The sequence below is a fragment of the Pseudomonas sp. TE4620 genome (assembly GCF_056279045.1).
Genome location: NZ_JBWBQO010000001.1, coordinates 5118231 through 5144777, shown reverse-complemented (window position 1 = coordinate 5144777; position 26547 = coordinate 5118231). Strand labels below are relative to the sequence as shown.

Here is a 26547-nt window from a genome sequence, read left to right as displayed (position 1 = left end):
CTGCACGCTGGTAATTGCAGGTACGTAAGCGCTAAACCCTCAATATCTGTCGTAAAGAACATCAACCTTAAACAACTGTACGTATAGACACCTATGATAAGTTGATGAGCATCGCCTTCTGGCGTCTTTAAAATATCGAGAGCCCTCCCCACCACCTGACTGATGGTCATGCCTCGTCACTGTTACGTCACAAATCGTCCCTAGGCTGAATCGAATGGGCCAGGATTTTCCTGACCCAAAGGAGGCCTGCTTGCCCTCTCCAAGCACGCGGATAACTTCAGAAAACTCCTCCGACAGTCCTGTGCCGGCTGCGGAATACGTTCGCATGTCCACGGATCATCAACGCTACTCCACCGAAAACCAGTCGGCGGCTATTCATGCATACGCCATGAGCCATGGCATGGAAATCGTTACCACCTATCGTGATGAAGGGAAAAGCGGCCTAGATATTGGCGGTCGGGATGCATTGCGCACACTGCTTGACGATGTTCAGACCGGAAGGACTCAATTCCAGGTCATTCTGGTCTATGACGTCAGCCGTTGGGGACGTTTTCAGAACACAGATGAGAGTGCTCACTACGAATACCTATGCACCAGCAGCGGCATCAGGGTGGTGTACTGCGCAGAACCCTTCGAAAACGACGGCTCACCACTAGCAACTATATATAAAGGCATCAAACGATCCATGGCTGGCGAGTACAGCCGTGAATTGTCCCAAAAAGTCTTCGCTGGTCAGTGCCGTCTCGTTGAAAAGGGTTTTCATCAAGGTGGGCCAGCAGGCTATGGGTTACGCCGGGCATTGATCGATGAGAAAAGCGAGTTCAAGGCAGAACTCTCACGGGGCCAACAAAAGAGCATCCAGACCGACAGGGTCATCCTAATTCCTGGGCCCGAAGCGGAAATCGAAGTGGTTCAACGCATCTACCACCAATTCATCCACAACGGGATGAGCGAACGAGAGATTGCCCATGCGCTGAACGCTGAAGGTTTGGTCACCGACTTTGATCGCCCTTGGAGCCGGGGCAGCGTGCACCAGGTGCTGACCAACGAGAAATATATTGGTAACAACGTCTACAACAAAACATCCTCCAAGCTGCGCAAACGCATCAGTCGCAACCCACCCGACAAGTGGGTTCGCTGTGATGGCGCATTCCAAGGCATTGTTTCACTGGAGGTGTTTGCCGGCGTACGCGAAATCATCTTACAGCGCTCGCACCGCCTGGATGACGCACAACTGCTAGAGCTGCTTCGTACCCTATTAGAGCGGGCGGGCTCATTATCTGGGATGCTCATCGACGAGCAGGACAACATGCCCTCCAGCACTATCTATATAAATCGCTTCGGCGGCCTTTTACGTGCCTACACCCTTATCGGTTATACACCAGATCGAGACTATCGATATTTGGAGATCAATCGGTCTCTAAGACAGCTGCATCCGCAGGTTCTTGAAGATGTTCTAAACCACTTGAAGTTCGTTGGGGCAAGAGTCGAACTCAGCGATCAGAATGACCTGCTGACCGTTAACAATCAATGGACGGCATCCGTGGTCATTGCCCGTTGCCAACCCACACCGGCTGGAACGCTTCGCTGGAAACTCAGATTCGACAATAGCCTGGCCCCTGACATCACAATTGCTGTGCGTATGGAACAAGCAAACCTGCAAGTACGGGACTATTACCTGGTTCCCAGTATAGACATGGGGACATGGCCAAAAAGAATGGCCGAAGAAAACAGCCCCTTAATAGACAGTTACCGTTTCGCAACGCTGGATGTACTGGATGGGCTTGCTGCGCGTTGCTCCCTGAAAGAGGCTTGCCAATGACCGTCCCATCAACTGTACGTGACCATGTTGCACTCATTCCCATCTCACAAATCCACATCCTGAACCCTCGCACGAGAAACAAGAAGGTTCACCGCGAGCTGATCGAGAATATCAAAACGGTGGGCCTTAAGCGCCCTATCACCCTAAGCCGAAAAGCCTCGCCCCAAGGGCCACTCAACTATGACCTCGTGTGCGGGCAAGGTCGCCTCGAAGCGTTCCTCGCTCTGGAAGCCAAAGAGATTCCAGCATTTGTGATTGATGCCGTAGAAGAAGACTGTCTTGTGATGAGTTTGGTGGAGAACGTAGCTCGAAGGCATCACCGCCCGATAGATCTGATGAACGAGGTCGGTCGTTTGAAGGAGCGGGGCAAGTCAGATGCGGACATCGCAAAAATAATTGGCACCACGGCATCATGGGTCAGCATGATTGTTGGGCTTCTCGAACGGGGAGAAGAAAAGCTCCTGTCGGCGGTTGAAACCGGGCTGATTCCCCTCAGCATGGCCACAGACATAGCCCGCAGTACTGAAAGCGACATTCAAAATGTACTTACTGACGCCTACGAGCGCGGAATAAAAGGAAAGAAAATTACGAAACTACGACACCTTCTCGAGCTGCGGGCCAAGAGGGACAAGCTCGTTCGGGGGAGCTCGCTAGGCGCAGGTAGCCAGAATAAAAAGAAAAGAATAACGCCCGCAGACCTGAGACGCCTGTTCGAACGAGAGGCCGAACGACAACGCCTGATGGTGAAAAAGGCAGCTTTTACCCATGACCGGGTAGTTTTCGCCATTCAGGCTATCAAAGATCTCTTATCCGTCAGTGATTTCGAAAAGCTGCTTTATACAGAGCATCTGAACTCACTGCCGAAACTGATACAGGCCCGACTTTGGAATGGAAGGGGGTTGTGATGCCTGACCAAACACACGAGTCCACTAACCCCAAGCCGAACCACATTCCGACCAATGCTTTTTTGGATGAGTGCGTTCGAGTCAAAGTGGCCAATATTCTGCCCCTTAAAATCTCACGCCCAGCAGTAAAAGAAAGTACCAAGTACCAACAAATTCTCGCTTCGATCCAGGATGTGGGATTGGTCGAGCCTCCGGCTGTTACGCCAGTTCCTGGCCGCAATGGGCATTATTTTTTACTTGATGGCCATCTGCGTATTGAGGCGCTAAAGGATTTGGGCGAGTTAGACGTTGATTGTCTCGTGGCCACTGACGATGACACGTATTCCTACAACAAACGTACGAACAAACTGTCTGCCGTACAAAGCAACAAAATGATTGTGCGCGCGATGGAGCGCGGGGTCTCGGCGGAGCGACTTGGTAAAGCCCTTGGGTTATCACCACAGACAATCAAGCAGAAGTTTCGTCTGCTTAATGGCATTTGTGCGGAAGCCATAATGCTTCTGGGTGACACCGACTGCCCAGCAAACGTATTCAATCTTCTAAGGCAGATGAAACCACTGAGACAAATTGAAGCGGCGGAGTTGATGATTGGAAACAAAAATTTCTCAGTCCTGCTTGCTAAAGCCCTTTTGGCTGCCACGCCATCAGACCAACTAGCAGTACCAAGAAAGTCCCTTCCAGATCAGCAAATTTCAGCGGAATCAATCGCTCGCCTAGAGCGTGAGCTTGCCGCCTTGCAAATGCAGATCAAAACAGTCGAGGAGGACTACGGGCCAGATGTACTTCATCTCACGGTCATCAAAGGCTATCTAACCGAGCTTCTCGCCAACGCTGCAGTTGTCCGGTGGCTGGCCAAGCACCAACCTGAATACCTGAAAGAATTCCAATCCATCGCCGAGCTGACTGAACTACCTTGGGGAAGTGACGAACTAGAAACTGCTCTACCGGATCCCGCTGCCGAACCGACAAAATAGATCGATTGAGCCGAACGCTCAGGATTTGAGCAGTCCCGTTTGAAGGCCATGAACTCATCGCTCAAGCTCGAAACAGCTCCATTGAGCTGGAGGTATCTTCAAGTCGGTAACCCATCGCTCGGTACCCACTTTGGCGCTTATCCCACATTCGCATCAGCGCTGGATGCCCTGCATCGATGAAGTCGATTATGCGCACGTCTGCTTTGCTCGCATGCTCCCGATGCAAACGCCCAGCATACTGCTGAAGTGTGCCCTTCCAAGAAATGGGCATCGCCAGCACCAAGGTATCCAAAGGAGGGTGGTCAAAGCCTTCCCCGACCAGCTTACCGGTGGCCAAGAGTACCCGAGGGGCATCTGGAGACAGAGCAGCCAACTCATCCGTTAGCGCCAAACGCTGCTTTTTCGACATTCGCCCGTGCAACGTAAACAGGTTCTGCACACGACCAACCAGTGCCGCTTCAATGGCGCTCAAGTGATCCGTTCGTTCCGTCAACACCAGCACCTTACGCCCTTCGTTAAAGGCTTTTTCCACTTCGAACGTGACCCGCTGGGTACGCTCAATATTGTCAGCCAGATGCCGGAATACTTCCTGAATACCCGCGCCCTCGGGCACATTGATCTGGCCTGGCAACAGTCGAGTTTCCACCATCAAATCACTCGGGGCACTTGTTGACCTGCTTGCCGTATGTCGAATCGGCCCACACTGCATAAATATGATGGGGTGCTGTCCATCACGGCGTACCGGTGTGGCTGTCAGGCCAAGCACGTATTTTGCCCGAACACTTTTAAGGATCGCTTCAAACGAAAATGCCGACAGGTGATGGCATTCATCAACAATGACCTGCCCATAATTTTTCACCTGATCGCTCACCTCTCCTTGCCGTGACAACGACTGCATCACGGCTATATCGATCACCCCAGTCGGCTTGGCCTTACCACCGCCGATAGTGCCGACGAGACCTTTGCCGAGGCCAAGAAACATCTGCAAACGCTCCTGCCATTGTCGAAGCAGGTCAGTTCGATGGACGAGCACCAGCGTGTTAACGCCCCGGCGTGCAATCAGCGCGGCAGCGGCCACGGTTTTGCCGAATGCGGTTGGGGCACACAGGATGCCTGCATCGTGTTCTAGCATCGCCGCTACAGCAGCCTCCTGATCCTCCCGCAACGAACCGGCGAAGTTAGGGTTGATCGGCTCTCCGGCAAAACGCTCATCCTGTACAATCGGGGCGATACCGTTATCGTTCAGAAGCTCCAACGCGGCATCCAGGCAACCGCGAGGCAGCGCGATGTGCTTGGGGAAGTTCTCTGCACAGCCGATGATACGGGGCTTGTTCCAGACCGACAGACGCATCGCCTGCGCCTTATAAAACTCTGGATTCTGAAACGCGGCCAGCCTGATCAATCGATTAGCCAGTGCCTGGGGTAGCTCGGTCTTTTCGAAGTAGATCAGGTTGGCCAACGTAACGGTCAACGTTGCCGGCATTGGGCAGGATAGCTTTTGTTCGCGGGGGGTCTTCCACGGCTCCGGCTGGTCTTCCTCCGCGACAAATGTTACGTCCAGAGGGTGTGCATGACCGGTCGCACACACGATGGCCGGATCGATATCCTCCACAGCCATAGGCTGGATGCTGGCCAGGAATGCCCATTGATCGGCATACGGTTTCAGTTCATCGTCCACGAAAACGCTGCATCCGTGCTCGCGGGCTTTCTTTTGCAAGGGCAGTGCGATCAGGTTGCCGAAGCCGCCTTTCGGCATTCTGTCCTGGTTCGGGAACAATCGGTCATACGAGCTCAACTTGAGTTGGCGAGTCCGAGCGCAGGTATGGCTAATAATCGCCGTGCCCAGCCGCCTGGCGTCTTGGGCAGTGACCGCTTTAGCGAAAAAAATCCATGCATGAGCACCATTGCCCGAGCGAGAGATTTCCATAGCCACGGGCACACCCAGCTCGTGACAGGATTGGGCGAAGCCCAGCAAGTCTTCACGCCAGTCGGCCTCGTCAAAATCCACGGCAAGGAAATAACAGGTGTCATCGGTTAGCAGGGGGTAAACGCCTGCGACTATTTCGCCCGCCAAATGCCGATAAAGCACTTGGTCATTAAGCGGTACCAATTGGCGGAAGCTGCAGTCACCACACTTTATTCTCGGCTTCTGACAAACACCTGGGCGCCATTCATTGGCACAGGCCGGTGAATATCCTGCCTTACCGGCTTTGCTCTCCCAGCGTTGTGGGTACACATCAGTTCGTCCTCGAAACAAGCGCTGAAACAGCTTGAGCTTGGCCTCGGTTCCCAGATGCTGAGCGGGCAACTCGATCACTGAAATGGGCACGACGGACACAGCGACTGGCAGACGCCACTCGATAGCATTGGCTTCCAGCAAAGCAATCAATCGGGCATTTTCTGCCTGTAACTGTGCCAGTGAATCAGATTCAGTCATGGGGTCTCTATTCAATCCCGTGTCTCGTCCTTACACGATGTTCTACGTTGGTCTGAGAAGCCCATTTCGCTAGGGTCTACAGCGGCCAAACGGTGATGTTCATGACCAGTAACGCTATGGGTGGTGGGCCCTTAAGCCAAACGTGGCGGCGCTCGTGAACAATGGCCTGACGGTGCTGAGTGAAATGCGAGGGCACCCGACGGAGAACGCCCTCTACCAGCCATAGTGGTTGGGTATTGTAATATCCAGATCCAGCAGCCCGTCCGACTTATGGATAAAGGGATCAAGCCAATCCGCTTTGGCCTTGGCCCACTGTAAATAGGCGAGCTGCACTTGCGTTGGGGCTCCGGCACCGTAGGTTACTTTTTCTAACTCGACAAGATACTCCCGAAGCGCACTGGCCCGTCGCCAATGGTGGGCGTCCTCTTCAAGCCGCTGTAGTTTTTCCCGCTCGGCATCCTGCTCCGCCTTTTTGGCTAAGGCTTCATTGCGTTGTTGCCGACGCCCCACTTCAGCAATGGCCCGCTCTTCCCGCCCGATCAAAAGCTCGACGGCGCGCCGAACCATCATGATGATCAGCTTGTTGAGTTGCTGCTCAACAGGCGTATGGGTGGAGTCCATAATTTTCCCGCCATACCCTGCATCGCCCAACACATGAAGCAGGCCTGTGGGAACGTACTGCGACGACGATATCGAACTCCAATGGATGCGTTCCTTTCGCGTCAAGGTACGCGGAGGTGGACTGCTCTCAGAACGCTTAGTCGGCTCGAAAAAGCGCAGACTAATCTGTATCCCGAATATTTCGACTGTGCATCGATCACCCATGAGCACGGTATACCCCCGGGTCTCGAAGGCTTTGATCAAGGCGTCAGCAATACGAAGCGCCCGAGGCTGCATGGCCGCCGAAACCTTCATATCCAGTGCCCGCTGACGGCGACCGGGGAAGGGCATGCCCCGCTGATCCAAGATGGGATGACGCAACGCCTCCCGCGTCTGCACGACATAGGCATGGGGATTTGTGAGCCGCTCTGCCACGCGTATCCGGTGGCTCGGCTGTTGCTCATATTCGATGACCGTTTGCAGCCGGGGATCAACCGACTCGATGGCGGGCACTTTGGATGGCGGGGCCGGCACCACAGCGTGATGCCATAGGTAGCGCGCAGGCCCGGTGTAATCCCGGAGTTGGGGTTGAGGCGGCACGCGCTTACCGGCTTTACGTTTTGCCCAATACCCTCGCATGGGCGTCGGTATCTGCAGTCTTGCGCACAACTTTTTGAGTCCGACGTCAGACAGCCCATACGTGGGCGCGACCACTGACACGGGGTCAGTCCAGACCTGCTCCAGCAGCACACCACGATCATATTGCTCCATGATCGGCTCCTCAATGCTCAGCCGCTAGCAAAACACACGTTGATTTCCACCGTTTTACCGTCGTGCCACTACCACCGGTTCACCCTTCAACGGAAACCCGCGAGCCATAGTGAAGGGCGCATCGGAGTGACATCGCCTGGGTCGGCCAGTAAGGTCTTCCGAAATGTTGCAATCGGCGCCAGTGGATGCCCGCCGTTGAGTCCCACCCCTCGGGTTTAACCTTGTGCCGGTTATGCGCAGTGCGGTTCGAATCCTCGGATGGCCACCGCCCCCGCCGCCAGGCTCATACCGTGATGAGTAACCCCGGCTCAAAGCGGGTGGCTTCCCCGGGATAACCGCGCGGGTTGCACACCACCCGCGTCCCCGAGAGGACGTAATCCTCGGCTTCGTGCACATGCCCGTGCACCCACAAATTAATGGTGGGCCCCATCATCCGTTCCCATGCGTTGGCATACGCCGCGTCGAGATCGGTACCGGCATACGGGCTGTTGCGCAGCGAACGCAGTGACGGGGCATGGTGCGTGATCACCACCGTGGGGCCGGCATACGCCACCGCCAAGCGCTGCCGCAACCAAGTCAGTGCCTGATGGTTCTGTTCCATGAAATCGGCAGGGCGCACCCGCCTATAACTGGCGGTGCGAATGCGGCGAAAATCCGTCATCTGCGCCTGCGCCAGCCATTGGGCTCGCACGGCATTGCCCGTCACGGCGTAGTCTGTCCAGGCCGTTGTGCCGAGAAAACGCACGCCGTCAATGATCACTTCATCGCGCTCGAGCACCTGCACGCGCGGGGTTTGCAACGCCCGCAACTTTTCCAGCGTGCGGTTGAGGTGTCCGCCGTAGTATTCATGATTGCCGGCGACATACAGGATGGGACAGTTGAAGGTGCGCTGCGCCCAGACCAAACCTCGGGTACCGATATCGATATCACCGGCCAAGATCACCACGTCCGCGTCCACGCTGGGCGGCACGAACGGGGTGAATTCCAGGTGCAAATCGGAGAGCACGTAGATACGCATGGTACGACCTCATGATGAACGGGCACGTTCGCCCAACTGCATTGGGCCGAGGTGTTTCCGCCCCGGTGGGCCAAGCGGATCGGTGGCGGTAGCGCCTGAAAAACGTGCGAAGCTGTGACGACGCCTCAATACAGGCTGAAGACCACCTCCAGCGTTTCGGCTTTGCTGCAGCCCTCGCCCAGAAGTACATACACGGTATTGCCTGTCTCGAAAAAACCTGGTGCTGTATACGAGACCTCAAAGGTACTTCTGACCCAATAGCCCGGCGCAAAGCGTCCAGCGCTGTCGAACACAATGTTATGCGCCAACACGAGGCGCGGCGCCTTACCCGGATGCTCAGCAGCCCACTGCGCCGGATCCGCCATGAGCAGATCCACCAACATCCACTGCCTGACCAAACAGTAGGGTTTGTTCGGGTAGCGGCGCTGCGCTTCACGGCTCGCCTCCTCCGGGCTGAGGCCTAGGCCCGCCGTCGGCGTGCCGGCGCCGTACAAAAAGTTGGCCATCTGCGCTAATGGATTCGATTCGCTCATCTCGCTTACCTCCGTTTAAATGATCAACCGCCTGGGCCTGATATCGGCTAAGGGGCACCATCGCTGGGCACCGGCCTAGGCAGTGGTCTGTGCTCAGTTATTGCAGCGCAGTCGGGGTGCGAAAAAGGCCACCGGCCATCAACCGGGCGAACTCATAGAACGAGCGCCGCCCCGCTGGGCCATCGAAGCTGACAATCACATACCACTCAGCCTCAATAGTCTTGAATGTCCAATAGCCCTGGCGCATCACCAGACTCTCGATCTCGGCGGTACACAACGCAGTACCGTCGGCCATCCGTTCCAACACATCGGCATACACACGCCCGCAGGCACAATCACACTCGATCCGCACCTCGACCAGGAAGGCCGTCATGGATAACCACAGCCCACGATTACCAAGTGCCTGCGCCAACTCGAACGACGCTGTCATCCGCCTACCTCCCGGTTATTGCAGTCGGCCCGGAGTGGCGTAGAAACCATTGGACAGAATCTTCAAAAAATCGATAAACGATCTTTTTCCGCCATCGGCATGAAAGGTGACGACGACATAGCGACTTTGGCTGGCTGTCCGGATGACGCAAAAACGCCCTTCCCGAGAGACGCTGTGGATGTCAGACGTACGAATGCGCTGGCCATCCCGAAACCGCTTTCGCATAGCCGGTCGCGCATCGTGATAAATAACCCCCACCGCACAACAACTGCTGATCAACACGTCGGTCAGGTAGGCCGTGACCGGCGCCGCAAACGGGTTGTGTAGCGCTTCCTGCATCCGCCGCTCAGTCCAGGTATCCGGGACGCTCATGGCTAGGTCTCCAAGTGGGACAGCGCGTGCCTGTTCTGTTTATCCACCAGGGGCGCTCGAGGGGTCAGCCCACGCCGGTGATGGGTGGCGGGCCCAGTCGGACGACCGACCGGAGGCGACATTGATCAAGGCGTCGGCGGACAACAGAACGCCACGCTGGCTGCCCTCGCGGGTAGCGTGCGCCCCTTGCGCCAACACACCTTTGGTTTTGAGCGACTTGGTCAACCAAATCGACTTGCTTCCCAAACGCTCGGCGGCATCTGCCGCCACCACATAGCGCGAGAGAAACGTCACCAGGTTCGCCACGGAAATAAACACCCGGTGCTTGCCCTCGTCGAACTCGATGCGTGCAGGCAGCAAGCCCCTATCAATCCACGCCTTAATGGTTTCGTGTTTCCAGCGCGTGATCTTGGTCAGATCGGTAATGCTCAGGTCAGGCATGGTCGGCTCTTGCCGAAGGTGACCCAGCAGTTCGTCATGATCAAACCCGAACGCGGCCAATCCCTGGATACCGGCATCACTCACCACGGGCTTGATCTGACCGCTGAATATCAACCGGTACAGTTCATGGGTCTGCTGGCTGGAAAAACGTTTGCCGCTGATGTCCTCGAGCCCCAAGGTAGAGGCAGACGCGGCGTGGCGACAGCCTTCGGCCAAAGTATCGATCAGGCACTGGATGTCCTCCACGCGATAATCACCTTTGGCGAACAGCGGCTTATCGCTGTCAGGCACGCGGTTCAGCACACCCGACGCCAGTAAGCGTTCACGCACGCGGCGGCTGATGTTGAGCAGGCTAAGCAGTTCCTTGCCAGCGACCAAGCCCTTGGCGGCCTGCTGCTGCGCTTCCACCGCCGACCGATCGACCACACAGAATTCCACGGCGGCGCCACTCATGATTTCCCCCGAGAGTTGTCCGGTCTTCACCAAGGAAACGATTCGATCTGGGGAGGAGCCCAGCAAGCGCGCCGCCTCGCTGGCGGTAAAGGTTTTTTTCAGCCCCAACAGTTCGGCTGCGATGTACTTCATTTTGCGGTTGATGGGAGCATCGGCCTGTTCCAACATCACGCTGCACACCGTGGCTCGAACCGAGCTGTAGGCGGCGGACGTGAAGGTTGCATTCAGTTCTTTGTACCAGGGGCCGAGGTTGTGGACGAAGCGACTGGACTTCAGCTGGTTAGCCGCCTGTACCTTGTTCTGCACATAGACACGAAAGCGTTCCGGTAGATCCTCTGCCAGCACAAAGGATGCTTCATTAATCTCCAACGCTCGGTGAAAACTGATCGCGGCGTTTTTGCGCTGCGGTGTCGGCAGGGTCAAGTTCGCCAGGAACAGGAGAAACTTGTCGACATCCTCTGGCACGCCCGGCTCATCGCTCAGACCGCTCAGCACGCACGGACGGCTGGGCTCCGCCAGCAACACCGACGAGATGAACAAATTCGCCGCGTCGGCAGGGCGTCCACGAGCCTCGCTCAGCGCATAGCCGCAACGACAGCGAGACACCGCGCCGCGATTGAGTTCTGCTGGCGCGTCGCACTCGGGGCATTGCTCCATCAGCAGTACTCGATGTGTTGGGCAGGCCGTAAACAACTCATGGTGCCAAGCCTGCCGGATGTAGTCTGCTTGCCCAAGGCACTCGGGACAGACCGCGATCGCGGCCTTACGCATAAAGGCGCCGGTCACCAGCGACCCGTTAATGGTGGGAAAACTGGCCAGCCGTTGCAGTTGCTGCAGTTCCAGACCGTGATACTCGGCAATCGCCTGCAGTTCCCGGGGCGAATACTGGGCCTTGAGCCTGATCCCTATTGGGCGCAACAGGGCAGTGGTTGATCCAAGAAAATTCTCTTCGGCGAGCCGCAGTAAGTAACCGTTGAGACTTTCGTCAGCGAAGTCGGTCTCGGGAATAAATGCCAACATGCTATTGCTCCTAGACCTTCACACCGGCTTCTTGCATGACCTTGGCATACACCAAAGCCATGTGCTCTGTCTGGATCGTCTGGTCGACATCGAACGGATTGAATTCGATCAGGCGGTTCATCACGGCTTGCTCAAAAGCCCTGGCAAAGGCCTCATAACGTGCGATCTTCACTGTCCCAGCGAGTGCCTGCACCTCGATGAAAATCTTGTTGATGAGGCCATAACGGCCAGCCGTCGCGACGTACATGCGTTGGGCAAAGTCCCGGTCGTTGAATTCGAATGTGTCCCAGCCGCTGTCCTCCAGGTAATCGAGCGCACTGCCCAAGGCGCTGCGAAAGCTGATGTAATCCTTGCCTTGCCAGTAATACGGGAAGTACTCCACTGGACGGCGCGCGCGATCCGCCAGTTGTTCATTGGCGTAAAACAGGCCCATTAAACTTGGCAATCCTGCCAGCACGATACTGGCCTGGGCTTGGTCGAAGAGGCCTTTGAGAAAGTCCGCTGCCGCGCGCACGGTGGTGCTGCTACCGCGCTCAAGCATGTGCTGCGTTTCATCAAAGATGATCAGTCGTGCGCCGTGCTTGTTGACCGCCTTGATAAAGGCGTCTGTCGCAGCGACATGATTATTGAACAGCGCTGGATTCATATCGATACTCGTCAAGCATGCATCCGGCAGCGCCCGACCGGTCAAATGCTTGGGGCTGACGACACTGATAATTTCGCGGGAGCGGCTCGTCCCCGACGTCGAATTCATCGCCCTGAAATTGTCCAACAGACACGTCTTACCGACCCGTGTCGGCCCGACAATCGGAAGGATTTGTGGATCACCTGCTCTGGCCCGCGTTAAGACCTCCACCAAATGACCATGCACGGTGTTAAACCGAGCGTGACCCACCAATTCGTTGGCGATCGTGCTCATACCGTCCTCCGTGGCGCCGGACGGAACTCATCATCGCTATCGGCTAAGGTCGGAGTAGGAGGCAAAGGACGAGGCTTCGGCGCGTGCTGTGCAAACTGCGCAGCGATGTCCGCCTTCTGCGCCTGTTTCTCGCGCGCACGCAATGCCTGGTTGTTGGCTTTGATGCTGGGGCGGCGCTGACTATCAGCGGTGAACTTCGCCAGCATCTGAGCATACACACGCTGATAGTCATGGCCGGACATCGTGGCGGAATGGCCCGCGTAGGCTTTTTTGAGGGTTTTAGCGACCTCAAAGGATACTTCCGGCATGCCCACCGTCTTGTTCTGCAGCGGAATGTGGCTGCCGTCGTCCGGGTGCACGGCATAAATCACCGTGCAGTCCTCTGGGTTAAACAAGATGTCGATGTCGCTGAGGCTCCGTTCACGCGCCAGCACTGCCAGCGCCTGACTGTGGAACTGAAACCCCTCAAAATCGACGCCGTAATGCTGGATTGTGCGATTGTCCCGGTTGACCTCCAACAGCAATTTTTTGAGCTGCTCGAGTGACGGTGGCGGTACCGGTAGAAAGTTGGAGAGTGCTTCATCCATAGCGCTTTTGATCGTCATCGGCTTGCCATGCCGGAACCCCAGCTTTTGATTCGGTTTATGGATGTACACATCCGCGACGAAGGTCACCACCTGGCGATAGATCTCTTCGATGGAGTAACAGGCTTCGGCAGCCGCCTTGGCATGGCGGTTTTTGATGCGCTTGTCCTGGCTTTTTTTCGCTCCCGGCATCTTGCTGAACAAGCCCTCATCCGCCGCTTTGAAGAAGGATTCCACGTGCGGTTTATCGTCGCCGCGCCCAATGCGGGCATACTCGATCTGAATACCGAGTCGGCGCACGATAGCCAGTGCCAGATCCGAGAAATTCTCTGACGCGTTGTCGAGCACTACCAAGGCAATCCCACAGGGCTGCACCCAATCTGTTTTGATGCCGAACCGCGCGTTGAAGGCCAGGTCTTTCGGCATTAAAAAAAACTCAAACACTTTGAGCAGGGTGTATTCGCTGGGCTTGCCGCCACTGACGAATACACCTACGGGGTAGGAGGTACGCGCGCAGACCATGGCGTACAAGGTCAGCTCCGTGTAGCGATGCCCGTACTCGTCACAGCAGTACACATCAATCGTCTTGGCATCAATCTCCACCCGTTCAAAAGGCAGTTTGACGTCGTACCGACGGACGGCTTGCCGGTTCCACAAGTTGTAGGTACGCGGGTCGAGTCGCCCCTGTTTAACGAGCGAGCTGGGCATCTGTTGGAGCATACGCGCGATGGTTTTGCGATCGACTTTCTCATCGGCTCCGGTGGCCTGATTGTGCGTCTTCAGTTCCTCGTTGACCATCAATGCCACGGAAGACAAATTGACTTTGTCGTCCTTCATAAAGGTCTGAATCAACACCTTCTCGGCGACCGCCTTCGCTGCGGTTTTTTTGGCCCAGCCCGTCCCCCCTCGACGACTGAAGTTGGGAATGAGACCTTCAAAGCCTAAGCGTTTTAAGTCTTTGCGATAGCGCTGAATGGTCTTGTTTGACGGGCGTTTATGACCGTGTCGCTGACAGTATCTATCAATCTGTGCATCGCACGTCGACGGGTCGAGACCTTGCTTTTCCAGCGAACGCTGAAACTCGAGCAGCTGCTGACGGAAGTCAGCCTCGCGTTGTTCGCTGACCGTCCAGGAGCGCTGCGTGGCTTCAATTTGCCGTTGCGACAGCTCAATCTCGCCAGAGGCAATGAGATTGTAAAAGGCCCGTATATCGACAGCACGCTCTACTCCACCCTTGGCCTCGAGGACGATATCGCCCAATGTCGGCTTGATCGCCTTGATGACGTAACAAGTCTCCTGCCAAACCACGGCCTGGCTCACTTGCAGATTACTGTTCATAACGAATGACCTCGAATGCGCTCAAACTGCCGAACGCCGGAACGATGTCAAAATCCATGTGTTCAAATAGATGACGTACCAGGTCGAACTTTATGAGTCCAAGCAAAACTCCTGCGGCCAACTGATAGTTCGGCGGCACATCGCCGGTTAGCACTTGGGTGACGGGCCCCGTCAGCGCCTGAGGATCGCGCGCTTGCAAGGCAGCGGCCCAAATGGGGAGGGAAGGGGCAGCTTGCGCCAGGTACTGCATGAAGAGTTGAGCGTTTCTCAGGTAGTGGCCAGTAAAGTCGGCCTCCGTGATGACAATGAAACGCAAACCTTGCTGGTGCAAAGCCTCGCGTACTTCCTCCAGCAGCACCCTATGCTCCTGCACGAATGCGCGGGGTTTAACTTCGACCACGACCTGTAGGTCGTCCAGATCCACGGCAAAATCCGGGGTGTAATACACCGCTCCCGATGGCTTTATCAGGTGCTTTGCCGCCAGCCGTTCGCCCGTTGCTAAATCAAGCGTAAACGGCTGGGCGCGATAGGCCCGCACCCGGGGGTCTAGCTCTAATGCCTGCGCGACCGATTGCTCCAGTCGCGACTCCAGCCGAATTTCGACAAACCCATTTTTCGGCGAGCACATGACATGTGCCCTTCGCGCCCGCTTGGAGCGCTTGGCGACGTCACGGCTGAAGGAAGGGCTTTGGGTATCAAGTTTCATTGGTACACTTCACCAAATATTCGAACTGTCAGGTATAACCCCGACTCGGTAGACTGTCAATATTTGGTGAGGTGTACCCAAAAGGGTAGGCGCACCCTTGTATTGGTGGGGGAAGAGGAATGGGGAGACAGGCTAAACAGCCGTGGTACATGCTTTTTCAAGCAGTGCGTTCTCGTATCAATGCCTATCAAGGCACTGACAGCATCAACTTACTGATTCGACAATTGGCGCAAGAGGCAGGTTATGACGCCAAAGTCGTCTCGCGCATGCTCAAGGCCGGTAATTTTCTCGTCAGCCTTTCGCCTACGCTGGCCCCGGAACAGGTCAAGTGTGGCTATGCGCATATTGAGCTCTTGGAACGCTTGCATCAGCTGGACGCCGTCGTCGCAACTTCCATGTTATCCGCGACCCTGGCGAACCAACACACCTTACAAACCTTACGCGAAACCATAACGCACTACGCCACCGTAGCCGGTACACCGGCCACCACTGCCCGTTCAAAGGCACGTAGCCGCGTGGCTAACCATGAGCGTCTGGCGTCGGCGGCCATCCTAGACGCGGGCGCGGATTTTTTTGGCTTTCCGGGTGGGGAGATCATCAAGGTCACTCACTCCGATTTTTTTAGCCAATTTTTCATGATCCAGCTCAACGGACAGCAGAAAGCTGCCATCTTTATTCGAGTTGGCGACACCTCCCGCAAGCAAGAAAAAGCCGCCGCCGACCTTCTGAAACTGGCTAGCATGGCCCGACCCTATTTCGAAAAAATCTGGTTCGTTTTCCCCGAGCCCTCCGGGGTGGTACACGAGCTTGCGTATCATGCTCATGCCATCAAAGCGTTTGATAACTGGCTGTCCCTGGCCACGCTGAGCGAAGAGGAACAGGCGATTGAGAAGTTCTGGAGCCTAGCACGCGCCTTCACTGAAGAGCTGTTTGGCGGTAGCCCACTCAAATGGGAAGGCTTTGCCGTTCTGGATAGGGCCAAGAAATATGGAGAGTTCTTACCCGTTCTAGAAACCTGACTATGTCTAGGAGGGGGTTCGGTAAAAACAGAACTGGGATGTCCCGCAGCCTCCCATAGACCGGCTGTTTACCTGCAGCAACGGTCTCGATGAAGCTGTAGCTGAGTCGGATCTACGCAATAGTCGCAAGCCTTCCGACTGCCCTGTAGATACTGCGACTGGTTTCGCGGATTTTGCTAAACCTTGGAGCCCGTGTCCGACCTAGGCTAAGGGGATAGGTTTGCCAAAAATCTTCCGATTTTTTTGCGAATTTCAACTGTGGCGACCGAAGCGAACTAGACACGTTAGCCAATCGGATTGCCTACCAAGCATAAAGCATGCTTGCTCTGCTCTGGGATTTACCCTGTCGAGTAGAAGCCGAAAATGGGCAATCTCTCCGGGTGATAGGGACACGGTAAAATTATTGGAAATTATGGCTGGCTTATAATTGGTCATTTTCTGTACAGCTCTGCATCCATGCCCATAGCTTTGAACGCTTGATGTCCGAAACACCTTCCGCAAGTCTCAGGTACGCCAAGGCCATACAGGACTACTACCAGGTAACAGCCTCGACGTATCCATACTATCGGTTTACAATTTGTAGATATGTATGAATTCTATAAACCAACCGGAGGGGCAGCATGATAGGCGAACGCCTGAAGCGCGCACGCGCAGCTGCTGGCCTTTCAATGCAGGCCTTAGGGGAGCAGGTTGGCGTCAGCGCCAACATGATCAAAAAATACGAGCATGGCGAAAGCATGCCCAGCTCGGGAATTCTGATTCGCCTAAGTAAAGCCCTAGCAGTGCGATCGGAGTACTTCTTCCGCCCAGTCAAGGTCGAACTCACGGGGGTGGAGTACCGAAAGCGCTCCAGTACACCTCAGAGCACATTGAAGCGTATTGAAGCCGATGTCTTAGATCAGGCCGAGCGCTGGCAGGAGTTGGCAAACCTGTGGCCTGCGTTTCCCGTCCAGCAGTTTTCCACACCGGCTCAGCTACTGGCCAAAATCGATTCCATGGAACAGATCGACACCTTAGCTGATCAACTCCGCGCCGCTTGGAATCTGGGGCTAACCCCCATTCCCGACCTAATCGATGTCCTAGAGTCCCATGGCATCTTGGTGATCATTACCAAGGTCGACTTACAGGCGAAATTCGATGGATTGCAAGCTTCTGTAGCCGACAAGCCAGTGATCGTGGTGTCCGCTAACTGGCCCGGTGACCGCCAACGCTTCACCTTGGCCCACGAGCTCGGTCATTTACTACTGCATGGTCGCCTGGAAACAGATCTCGACGAAGAGAAAGCATGCAATCGATTTGCTTCTGCGCTTCTGCTGCCGGCCATCGTCATGCGCCAACAGCTGGGCGAAAAGCGTCACATGCTGGAAATGCGCGAGCTGTATCTGCTGAAAAACGAGTACGGCCTCAGTATGCAAAGCTGCCTGTACCGCGCAGGAGACTTGAGCATCATCCCGCAAAACGTGCGTGAGCGCCTATTCATGGTATTCGTGAAACAAGGCTGGCGAAAACAGGAGCCAGGCCAACCCTATCGCCAGGAAACGACCCTACTGTTCCAGCAACTGGTATATCGAGCCCTCGGCGAAGGAATCATCGGCGAATCCAAAGCTGCCGAGCTCCTCGGCATCCCAGTGTTCCAGTTCCATCAAGCTCGCAAACTGGAGTTGCTGGATGCAGTTGCTCATCAGTGACGCCAACATCCTAATCGACTTAGAAGAAGGGGAGTTACTGGACGAGCTATTCCAGCTCCCCTACCAGTTTAGTGTGCCCGATATTCTGTTTTTCGAAGAGCTGGAAGCTCAGCATGCTCACCTGTTGGAGCGAGGACTTATCCTCAGCGAACTCAACTCTGGCTCCATGCTCTATGCCTTAGACCTCACCGCACGAGTAAGTGGGCCGAGTCGTAATGACTGCTTCGCTCTGGCTCTCGCCAAGCAAGAAAGCTGTCCACTGCTCTCGGGTGATCAGGCATTACGCAAGGCAGCAGAGCAGGAAGCCATCGTGGTAATGGGCACCATTTGGCTAGTGGAACAATTGCTTCAACACCAAATCATCTCAGTCCCAAGGGCCGAGGCAGCCTATACGCGGATGAGGGCCAACGCCCGCCGCTTGCCTTGGGATATCGCCCTTCGCAGGCTCAAAGATCTCGAACAACCCTGAGTATGTCGACCAGACTACGTTAAAGCTGGTCACCGTTCATCACACCCCTAAGGCCCCCACCGCTTTCTCCGTCGCCACAGCGCATGAAATGAAGCTTACGCGCCAATAGAGGTGCGCAGGTTCAAAGCAACGCTGCGTGGCGTTCAGGGTTCATTGTCGGTCATGGCTAGCTGCTGCATAAAGTGATCCTCACGCCGCAGTTGCATGGGGCCATACGCCCCTGGTTTCATATGAAACTTTCTCATGGCTTCTGAGTCGGTCACGAGCTGATCAAGTGCGTTGCACTCATCGTACATAGCGTCCCAGTGACGCAGCACGTTAGCGCGTATTCGAGAAGGTGCGCGTACCCTGGTGGTATCATCAAGGAGAAGGTCTGGCAGTTTGAAACGCCGAAATGCCTGGCTTGTCGAGAGGCTGGTCTTGCGGATCTTCCTGTTGTAGGTCGCGGCCCGGAGTGATCCTGGAAGCATGAATTTTCCGCGCTCTTTCCCGCACTCTTTTCTAAGGGATTTGATGCAGAATTGGAATTCGCGGTCGCTCAAACCCTCAGAGAGCGGGTACTCCACTCCCCAATGCAGAAGCATGTCATCAATCAGTTGGCGGGCTGAGGTCTCAATGCGCTCGCTAAGCTGCTCGGTGGTCAAGCCGATGTCGTTGGTGTATCCATAGAGCATGAGTATGAAGTAGAACACCACTACGTGGCGTGACATACCCCTGCACAAATCGTTGCAGAGTGCGTCACCCAACCATTTGTTACTGACGAAGTCATTGATTACGTTGGCCAGCATTGCAAGATTGAGACTCGACATGTCCAGCGCTAGGTGGCAAAGCGTGGCAGCGAGCTTGAGTCTGTGGCGAACGGTGAGGTTCGGGAAGTGAATGGCGATGAGGATGTGGACGATGTTGTATTCAAGTCTTCCGCTGTCTTCAAGCAAGTGCTTGAACTTGGCGTCGATCCTGCTTTCTTGGAAACGGTCGAGACCACCTAGCCTGCAGGCCACCCATTTGTACTCTCCCTCGTATTCATTCGCAATGGCATTGGCTTCGAGCACTGAAAGCATGCTGAAGGCCGTCTCCGCAATCAGTTCCCCATCTTTGTACAACAATACGATGACTAGCGAGCCATAGGTTTCGCAGTGGTGCAGACGGTGTTTTGTTACCAAATTTTCCAGCTTGGTCTGGTGATGAACTCGGTTGAAAATCTCATGCATCATGATCTCGGTGATGTTTAGCATGACGACTGAGGCCGCCGATTTTCCCTGAGCCGAAAGCTTCGGCAACGCGGCAGTCCGGCGATAGAGAAATTCTGTGCCCCATACCGTAGTTGTTAAGTCAAGGTAGTGCGTGTACTCATGGATGCACAGGTTGTAGGCATCCTTTTCGGATGGCGTGAGTTTGTTTTTTCTGTGGCCAGGCTTGAGCGCGGATCGGATCAGTTTCCTATCTTGAGCGGAATATGTGTTGAGAAGAATGACGCTCGTGGTGTAGTCAAGACTTCCCAGTTCATCGGGCGAGCACAGCGTGAACTTTTTTCCCGGCGTGACTTTCATTATGTCTCTTGTGCTCGTGATGGTAGGGCTAGGGCGATTGTATCAATTGCTGCCTGGCCTTGATGATGTTCGGGTTGTGGTCAAACTGCTTCTTCCTAGCTCAGAATCTCCAGGAACGGTTTTTTGTCGACGATCGCCGCTTGAGACTTGGTTCTCAATAGCTCGACCAGATCACCCTGGCGCTGTAGCACGCTCACTATTTCCTCCAAAGAGCAAAGGAAGTTGGTTCTGTGATTGAGGAACTCCGCACACTGGGAGATCACCGACTGGGTGAACCTGCTATTGGAGATGAAAATGCCCGACACATTGGCCCGGTTCATCACCCTGACCAGATGCGACCCGAAATCGCCTACCCCCACGGGGTCTTTGAGCCACTTCATTTCCACCAGGTGGATCGTGCCCGAGAGCTCGATGACTCCGTCGATCTGCTCCAACACGATCGTGCTGTCCGGGGTTCTGCGAACGAAGTTCTCCCTCACATGGATGTCGTAGGCTCGGAAGAGATCATTGAGCACACCTTCCAGAAGTCGACCCCGTTCCTGAGGCTGATCGTCCATGCCGAAGAGGGCGAACAGGCGATTCTTGACGTCGTCGACCTCACTGCGCTTTCGTGCAGCCCTCTGCTGTGCTTCACGGTGAGCCGCCTGCGCTTGGTCACGTTCAGCTTCTCGCTCTTGCTGCATGCGGGTGAACGCATCTTTCTTGTTCACCGCTTCACGGACGCTTGCCACCAGCCCCTTTGCTTCGAGGCGATCGTCTTCCCAGCAGGACTCGAAATCCTCAAATTCGACGACCCTGCGGATCACCCCGCGACGTGGGCCTAATCCGCTATCTCCACGCATATTCAAGCGTGTCAGCACCGTGCGCACGATCTCGTACTTGGTGATCGAACCAGGTGAGGTAAGCAGGGTCGCGTTGACGCCCGCCAAATCCTCCATATCGACCCCGGCACCTTGGAAAAACAGGATTACGGACTTCTTGGATTTGACCAGTCGAGGGATGGTCTTGATCAGCAGTTCAAAGAGGTCTGCCGGGTAGTGAAATTGCTCAGCCATGAAAGCCCTCGTTTTCCGTAACCTTTCCGATGGCTCACGCAGGAGGAGCCCGTTGCGCTTACCATCATGGCGCCAGATGGCCGGAAGGTAAATCCCGGCCAAGAGGCCTTGGTGTCGGCTCGCCAACACTCACTTGATCACACCTGGTCGGGCTAAATTGCTAGCCATCATCTGCAGGCGGTGCGCGCTGTCAGGACTGAGTGCTGGTTCTTACCTTGCGCAGGTTTTCGAAGAAAGTGGCGTTCAGCGTCCCCGTCCAGTCGATAGGCAGCAGCTCAATCCAGCTCAATGCCTCAAGCAGGGTTACCAGGCCAAGGCCGTATGCGTTTTCGGGAGCCTGTTCTGCGCACAATCCCGCCCCGTACTTGGTGTCGAAAAAGAGCGACGATTTGATGCCGTCCGGCCCCAGGTTCACCGTCTGAGTCGCGATGTAGTTATTACCCAGGATCAAAAGATCAGGGGTGTGCTCGCCGTGAGTGCGGGGGACGGTAACGTCCGGTGAATATTTGCGTGCAAATACCGCGCAGAAGGGTTGGTTCTTCAGAGGCGGGAACGTGCGGGGCCAATCCCTGAGCCTCCCGTTGTAAACAGGCCCATCCACTTCATAGTCAGGGTTGTCGAGGGCTCGGCGGGTGAGCACAAGCTTTTTCACCGCTTCGGCCTGACCGATCGCCTTCTCCAGCACCGCATCGCTCGAAATGGAGTGTTTGCATTCGATGTAAGCGTACACCGCGTCAACCGGGATCTGCTCTTTAACCGGAAACTGGCGGCTCAAGCTGGAGCGCAGGGTAGGGCTGGCCATTTTGTCGTAGATGATGACGTCATCCCCGGCCGTCCTGCCATCCTCTGCGACAACAAAGCCACGACAAACCCCGTACTTGGCAGGCAGCACGTCTTCCAGCAGGGCGCAAAGGGCGAGCTCGAACTCGTCTCCTAGGTCGAAGTTGTAGATCGCTTCGATGTCCTGCAAACGCGCCTCTACCTTCTTGGCCAACCTCTCGATGTACCCACCGTACGATCCCATCATTACTCCTACGCTCGTTAGATGTATGGCCACAGACCAGGCGTCGATCATGCGTCCCACCTATGTGGCTGGCAAGCATATGGCGGCGGTAGACAGGATGCGTCTATAGCTCAGGAGCGCTTTTACCGTCGGTTCCGATCGTTGAGAATTGAACGGAGGGACGTCGCGCTGATCGACTCCCGCTTCTGCCTGCGCGTAATTGGCAGTTAGGTTAAATCGGCCCCCACGGGGTGAACGGATACGGTCGACCATAGCACCGCTACTGGCGACCGAGGCCCAGACCAACGCTATACCAGAAGGATAGGGTATGGCGTCACAGTGGAGCGGGAGGGACGACTAATGAGGAGTGCCATCGCATGAAACAAGCCATTGCGCAGGAAACCCTGGCCGCACTGGTCGAGACCGGCGCAGCGCGGGAGTTTCGCGTGTTGCGCGACGGCGAAGCCTGGCGTCTGGAGCTGCGCCTCGGGGCCAAATGGCTACCAATCCGCTCGCGACGGGAGCCGGTATGAACTGGCGCTCGCTGACGGCGGTGGGACGGTTTTGCGCAGGCGTGGGGATCAAGGTGCTGACGGTGGAGCTGTAGCCACGATGCAGATTAGAACTGTATGACGTTCTCTAACGTTAGCTGCTCTAAAGTATGCCCTGATGCGTACTCCCCCAGCCTGAAGATTATCCGTTTCACAGCCCTATCTAGCCAATCGGTCTCAATGTGAGGGAGTTCCTCAAAATCAGTGGCTTTTGCTTTTCGTGCGCTCATGGGACTACCTCTTTCGCTGCACCAAGATCTAATACGTCTCTATCGATTTTGAACAGGGCACAGGCTTGACCTCTCGGCGCCCTGGCGCTCCAGCAGAGTCAAAATAAAATAGGCCGTTACTAGCAACGGCTCCTGCCCTCGCCTATAACCGATCCATCTCCGATAGGCATATTGGGCGTACTCAGTCGCACTGAAACACGTTGGCGGCAACGGATAGCGCCTTGCTTGTTGGCGCTAAAGTTGCCCCAGAAAACATCATTAAGATCTGAGAACTGATCTAAGAGGGCTCTCACGGAGGCGTCGTATTTGGCCTTCATTGTAGAGCTTGCCCCGCTGATCCCTGCTGTAAAAACCGGAAAACAACTTCAGCTCGCGCCTCAATGTCTTCATTTGAAAACTCATCAGGCATGCCAATCAGCATGTGATCGATGATCGAGGTTTTGAGCTGCGCCTGTGTGGATGCCTTGTCACGCAGACTGCCAATTTCAGCCCGACGAGCGCCAACGACTGATAGAAGATCCATAGCCACCTTCTTCAGCTTGCCAATGTCGCCTTTACTAAGCGCTGATTTGTCTTTGCCAAGCAGGTCATAGATGGCGAGTTCTTTCTCAGTCGAGAAGCCTTCACGAATAAAGCGTTGCTCTTCCTGATCCAGCGAATCATGCACCTGGAGCAGTTGATCAAAGACCTTCTGAATCTCGACTTTGTCCTTGTCGCGGTTGTATTCCTCGATGATCTCCTCATAGCGCTTATACAAATCAACGCGGGTAGGGTTAGTCATCAGCATCATCTCTATACGCGCCTGAATCCGCTCCTGCAAACTCAGCGTTACCGCCTGCTGCTGACTCGACTTGGCGAACTCCGCACGTAGTCGCTCAAAATTAATACCAGACAGGTTGTATGGCTGAGTCGGCTTGTCGTTGACCGTCTTGAGCGGCACAACCTCAAGGGCGTTATCCACCAGCCCACGCAGCTCCTGCATGATCGAGCTGACATCAACTTTGCCTTTAGGCTTTTGCAGCATATTGTAGATGGCTGCGATAGCGCTTTCTTGGGGCTCATACTGGTGCAGCTCATCACGTGGAAATAGCCCGCGATAACGGTCAGCCACATCCTCGGCAAGCACCTGGAAAGTCTTCTTTGCCTCAGCCGAAACAGAAAGGGCGTTCTGCGCATCCAGCAGTGCCTGCCAGCGCTCTTCGCCATTTTTGGCCTTAACCAGATCGTCTAAATCAAATCCTGTACTGGTCAGGTGAGCCTGTACTTTAAATATCGCTGCGGCGTACTCCACAAGAGCTTGCTCCTCATCGAGCAAGGGATCGGTACCATCGTCTTGAGAATTACCCTGCTCACCTTGCCCATAGACGCCTAGCGCCTTGCGCAGGCTTTTAAGCATGCCGTTGTAATCAATGATTAAGCCGTTTTTCTTGTGCGCTGCCACGCGGTTCACCCGAGCAATGGCCTGCATCAGAGTATGGCCCTTCATAGGTTTATCGAGATACAGGGTCGCCAGCGACTTCACATCAAAGCCGGTCAACCACATCGCACAGACGATAGCGACGCGAAACGGATGCTTACCATCCTTAAAGCATTCCTCGATATCCCGACTATCGATGCCCTTACTGATGACTTCACGATAGGGTTTAACCTCAATGCCTTCCTGGCTGAAATCCTGGATCTCGTTCTGATCTGAACTAAATATTGGATGGATTTGCGTCGCTTTCATCCACTCGATTAGCGCAGCATCGCGGCGTAACCCCTCGGAGAACGGCTTACCCTTGGCTATGAACGGTGCCTGATCGTCCAACAGCTTGATCTCCAGCGCCTTGATCTTCTCGGCCCATTTGCTCTTGATGCGGATGGCCATCTTCACGCAAGTGACCTTATCGATGCAGACCAGCAGCGCCTTGGCATTGCCACCATACTTGATCGGTTGACCGGCCTTTGGTGGTGCCTCCATAAGCCGCCAACGTTGATGGAAGTGCTCGACAAAATCAGTGGCGACATCATTCAGATGGGTATCCGAGGTGAACACCGGATAATCACGGGCCAGCTCGCGGTAGAGCTTTTCTTCCTGCTCTTCCGTTAGGTCACCATCAGCACGGGCCTGATCGATACGATCTTCGATGCGTCTGTTCAGCGCATCATCGACAATGTGTAGCTTTTCACCCCGACTCTCGTAATAGAGGGGCAGGGTGGCACCATCTGCCACAGCACGCTGGAAATCATAGACAGAGACATAGCTGCCAAAGACTCGCTCGGTTTCACTTTTCTCATGCCCATCGATCAGCGGTGTGCCGGTGAAACCAATGAATTTGGCCCGGGACAACGCCATACGCATTTGCGTTGCCAATCGCCCGTACTGGGTACGGTGGGCCTCGTCGGAGACCACGATGATGTCATCGCGTTGTGACCAGGGCTCAGTTACGCGTTTGCGAAACTTGTGAATCAGGCTGAACACATAACGGCGATTTTCGTCTTTCAGCAGACGCTCCAAGCCATCAGCCCCAGCGGCCTTGTCGCGGCTGTTAGTGGAAATTCCACAGCCTACAAAGGTGCTGAAAATCTGATTGTCCAACTCCTTGCGGTCAGTGAGCAGCACAAAGGTGTAACCAGAGGAAATCTTGCGGTGAATCTTCTGACAGAAGAACACCATCGAATAGCTCTTGCCGCTACCTTGGGTATGCCAGAACACCCCAAGCTTACCAGCCAGAACATTTGGGCCACCTTCGCGCAGATTGTCGATAGCGCGATTAACCCCAAGATATTGGTGGTTGCGCGCAATCACCTTAGCGGTGTGCTCTTCGCTGTGGTCGAACAGCGTGTAGTTTTCAACGATATCCAACAGCCGGTTTTTGCTGCACATGCCGCGCAGCAGAATCGGCAAAATAGGCTTGAGTGGTGCCGTGTCCGGTTTCGGGGCAGGGTCTGCATCCTCCTCGGCCAAACGCTTCCAGCGATAAAAGTGATCCCAGCTACTGGTAACGCCGCCATAGCGCGCATCCAGGCCATTAGAAACAATTACCAAAGCGTTGTAGTGAAATAGCAGGGGAATGGTGCCTAGGTGACTATCATCAGGGCGACCTCGATAGTCGATATAGTTCTCGTCGAACGCTGCTTTTAACCCTTTGTCGTGGCGCTTCAGTTCGATAAAAACCAGAGGCAAACCGTTGACGAAACCGACCAAATCGCAGCGCTTGGTATAGGGGCCGCTCTTGACCCATAGCTCACGCACCACCAAAAAGTCATTGTCATCCTGCTTACCTTCAGCGAACTCGACGACTTTGACGTGAACGTCCTCTTCGGGGCGACCGCTGGGTGCCTTCAGGCTTATACCGTCACGCACCATGCGCCACTTTTCTTCATTATGTTGCAGCAGGGTCTTGGTCGGGTCGGCATCCAGCAGCAGTTCACGCGCTTGGGCTAGTTTGATCGGCGACACCTTGGGGTTGAGCCGGGCCAAGGCCTTATCCAGCTCGCGAACCAGCACCACCTCGCTACGATCCTTACGCCCCAGCGTGGAGTCTGGATCAGATGGCAAACCATGGACTTCGTCCATGGCATAAACCGAACGCCAGCCCAACTCATCAGCTAGCAGTTTGGCGGCGGGTTCCTGGACATTCTTGTCTTCCGAATAACTGGCCTTGGCCATACTGCAC

20 protein-coding genes and 1 pseudogene are annotated in these 26547 nt (G+C 55.2%); 7 read left to right on the top strand and 14 right to left on the bottom strand.

Going from position 1 to position 26547, the window contains the following annotated elements:
• Positions 1–214: 214 nt before the first annotated feature.
• From ACZ9A3_RS23945 to ACZ9A3_RS23935, 3 genes are read left to right on the top strand one after another with little or no spacing between them, the layout of a single operon-like run.
• Positions 215–1822, top strand: coding sequence for a recombinase family protein (locus ACZ9A3_RS23945; RefSeq protein ID WP_476253197.1), 1608 nt, complete (start codon positions 215–217; stop codon positions 1820–1822).
• Positions 1819–2727, top strand: a complete 909-nt coding sequence (locus ACZ9A3_RS23940; protein ID WP_459730183.1) for a plasmid partitioning protein RepB C-terminal domain-containing protein — start codon at positions 1819–1821, stop codon at positions 2725–2727. The genes ACZ9A3_RS23945 and ACZ9A3_RS23940 overlap by 4 nt, the downstream gene beginning before the upstream one ends.
• Positions 2727–3701: a plasmid partitioning protein RepB C-terminal domain-containing protein gene (locus ACZ9A3_RS23935; RefSeq protein ID WP_460119447.1), complete on the top strand. Its 975-nt coding sequence runs from the start codon at positions 2727–2729 to the stop codon at positions 3699–3701. Before ACZ9A3_RS23940 ends, ACZ9A3_RS23935 begins: the two co-directional genes overlap by 1 nt.
• Before the next feature lie 61 nt (positions 3702–3762).
• On the opposite strand, the gene ACZ9A3_RS23930 is transcribed toward ACZ9A3_RS23935, so the two are convergent.
• The 10 genes from ACZ9A3_RS23930 to ACZ9A3_RS23885 form a co-directional block, all read right to left on the bottom strand.
• Entirely contained in the window at positions 3763–6138 is a 2376-nt protein-coding gene (locus tag ACZ9A3_RS23930) for a TOTE conflict system archaeo-eukaryotic primase domain-containing protein (protein ID WP_476253196.1), read from the bottom strand.
• Positions 6139–6351: 213 nt separating this feature from the next.
• Positions 6352–7509, bottom strand: coding sequence for a hypothetical protein (locus ACZ9A3_RS23925; RefSeq protein ID WP_476253195.1), 1158 nt, complete (start codon positions 7507–7509; stop codon positions 6352–6354).
• Between the two features lie 283 nt (positions 7510–7792).
• A complete protein-coding gene (locus tag ACZ9A3_RS23920; protein WP_476253194.1) occupies positions 7793–8527 on the bottom strand; it encodes a metallophosphoesterase in 735 nt (244 codons plus the stop codon).
• A 125-nt stretch (positions 8528–8652) separates the two neighbouring features.
• Complete coding sequence (locus tag ACZ9A3_RS23915; protein WP_460119455.1) at positions 8653–9060, bottom strand: DUF6957 family protein; 408 nt, start codon at positions 9058–9060, stop codon at positions 8653–8655.
• A gap of 97 nt (positions 9061–9157) precedes the next feature.
• Positions 9158–9490 (bottom strand): hypothetical protein, encoded by a 333-nt coding sequence (locus ACZ9A3_RS23910; RefSeq protein ID WP_476253193.1) that lies wholly within the window; start codon positions 9488–9490, stop codon positions 9158–9160.
• Positions 9491–9505: 15 nt separating this feature from the next.
• Positions 9506–9862 (bottom strand): hypothetical protein, encoded by a 357-nt coding sequence (locus ACZ9A3_RS23905; RefSeq protein ID WP_110599691.1) that lies wholly within the window; start codon positions 9860–9862, stop codon positions 9506–9508.
• Between the two features lie 39 nt (positions 9863–9901).
• A complete protein-coding gene (locus ACZ9A3_RS23900) occupies positions 9902–11776 on the bottom strand; it encodes a TniQ family protein (RefSeq protein WP_460119461.1) in 1875 nt (624 codons plus the stop codon).
• Positions 11777–11786: 10 nt separating this feature from the next.
• The gene (locus tag ACZ9A3_RS23895; protein ID WP_153403956.1) at positions 11787–12695 is read right to left on the bottom strand and encodes a TniB family NTP-binding protein; all 909 of its coding nucleotides are present in this window, start codon (positions 12693–12695) and stop codon (positions 11787–11789) included.
• Positions 12692–14617, bottom strand: a complete 1926-nt coding sequence (locus tag ACZ9A3_RS23890; RefSeq protein WP_476253192.1) for a Mu transposase C-terminal domain-containing protein — start codon at positions 14615–14617, stop codon at positions 12692–12694. The genes ACZ9A3_RS23895 and ACZ9A3_RS23890 overlap by 4 nt, the downstream gene beginning before the upstream one ends.
• Positions 14607–15323, bottom strand: a complete 717-nt coding sequence (locus ACZ9A3_RS23885; protein ID WP_476253191.1) for a Tn7 transposase TnsA N-terminal domain-containing protein — start codon at positions 15321–15323, stop codon at positions 14607–14609. Before ACZ9A3_RS23885 ends, ACZ9A3_RS23890 begins: the two co-directional genes overlap by 11 nt.
• A 149-nt stretch (positions 15324–15472) precedes the next feature.
• On the opposite strand from ACZ9A3_RS23885, the gene ACZ9A3_RS23880 reads away from it, so the two are divergent.
• From ACZ9A3_RS23880 to ACZ9A3_RS23870, 3 genes are all read left to right on the top strand, one after another.
• The gene (locus ACZ9A3_RS23880; protein WP_476253190.1) at positions 15473–16342 is read left to right on the top strand and encodes a hypothetical protein; all 870 of its coding nucleotides are present in this window, start codon (positions 15473–15475) and stop codon (positions 16340–16342) included.
• Between the two features lie 620 nt (positions 16343–16962).
• Complete coding sequence (locus tag ACZ9A3_RS23875; RefSeq protein WP_476253189.1) at positions 16963–18030, top strand: helix-turn-helix domain-containing protein; 1068 nt, start codon at positions 16963–16965, stop codon at positions 18028–18030.
• Complete coding sequence (locus ACZ9A3_RS23870) at positions 18011–18499, top strand: PIN domain-containing protein (protein WP_476253188.1); 489 nt, start codon at positions 18011–18013, stop codon at positions 18497–18499. The genes ACZ9A3_RS23875 and ACZ9A3_RS23870 overlap by 20 nt, the downstream gene beginning before the upstream one ends.
• A 143-nt stretch (positions 18500–18642) precedes the next feature.
• On the opposite strand, the gene ACZ9A3_RS23865 is transcribed toward ACZ9A3_RS23870, so the two are convergent.
• The 3 genes from ACZ9A3_RS23865 to ACZ9A3_RS23855 form a co-directional block, all read right to left on the bottom strand.
• The gene (locus ACZ9A3_RS23865) at positions 18643–20049 is read right to left on the bottom strand and encodes a hypothetical protein (protein WP_476253187.1); all 1407 of its coding nucleotides are present in this window, start codon (positions 20047–20049) and stop codon (positions 18643–18645) included.
• A 95-nt stretch (positions 20050–20144) separates the two neighbouring features.
• Entirely contained in the window at positions 20145–21104 is a 960-nt protein-coding gene (locus tag ACZ9A3_RS23860) for a restriction endonuclease (protein ID WP_476253186.1), read from the bottom strand.
• A gap of 190 nt (positions 21105–21294) precedes the next feature.
• Complete coding sequence (locus tag ACZ9A3_RS23855; protein ID WP_476253185.1) at positions 21295–22179, bottom strand: DUF6602 domain-containing protein; 885 nt, start codon at positions 22177–22179, stop codon at positions 21295–21297.
• 305 nt (positions 22180–22484) lie between these two features.
• Here ACZ9A3_RS23855 and ACZ9A3_RS23850 point away from each other — a divergent pair.
• Positions 22485–22714: pseudogene (locus ACZ9A3_RS23850) on the top strand (hypothetical protein).
• A 487-nt stretch (positions 22715–23201) separates the two neighbouring features.
• On the opposite strand, the gene ACZ9A3_RS23845 reads toward ACZ9A3_RS23850, so the two are convergent.
• Positions 23202–26540: a type I restriction endonuclease subunit R gene (locus ACZ9A3_RS23845; protein WP_476253184.1), complete on the bottom strand. Its 3339-nt coding sequence runs from the start codon at positions 26538–26540 to the stop codon at positions 23202–23204.
• Between the last annotated feature and the right edge of the window lie 7 nt (positions 26541–26547).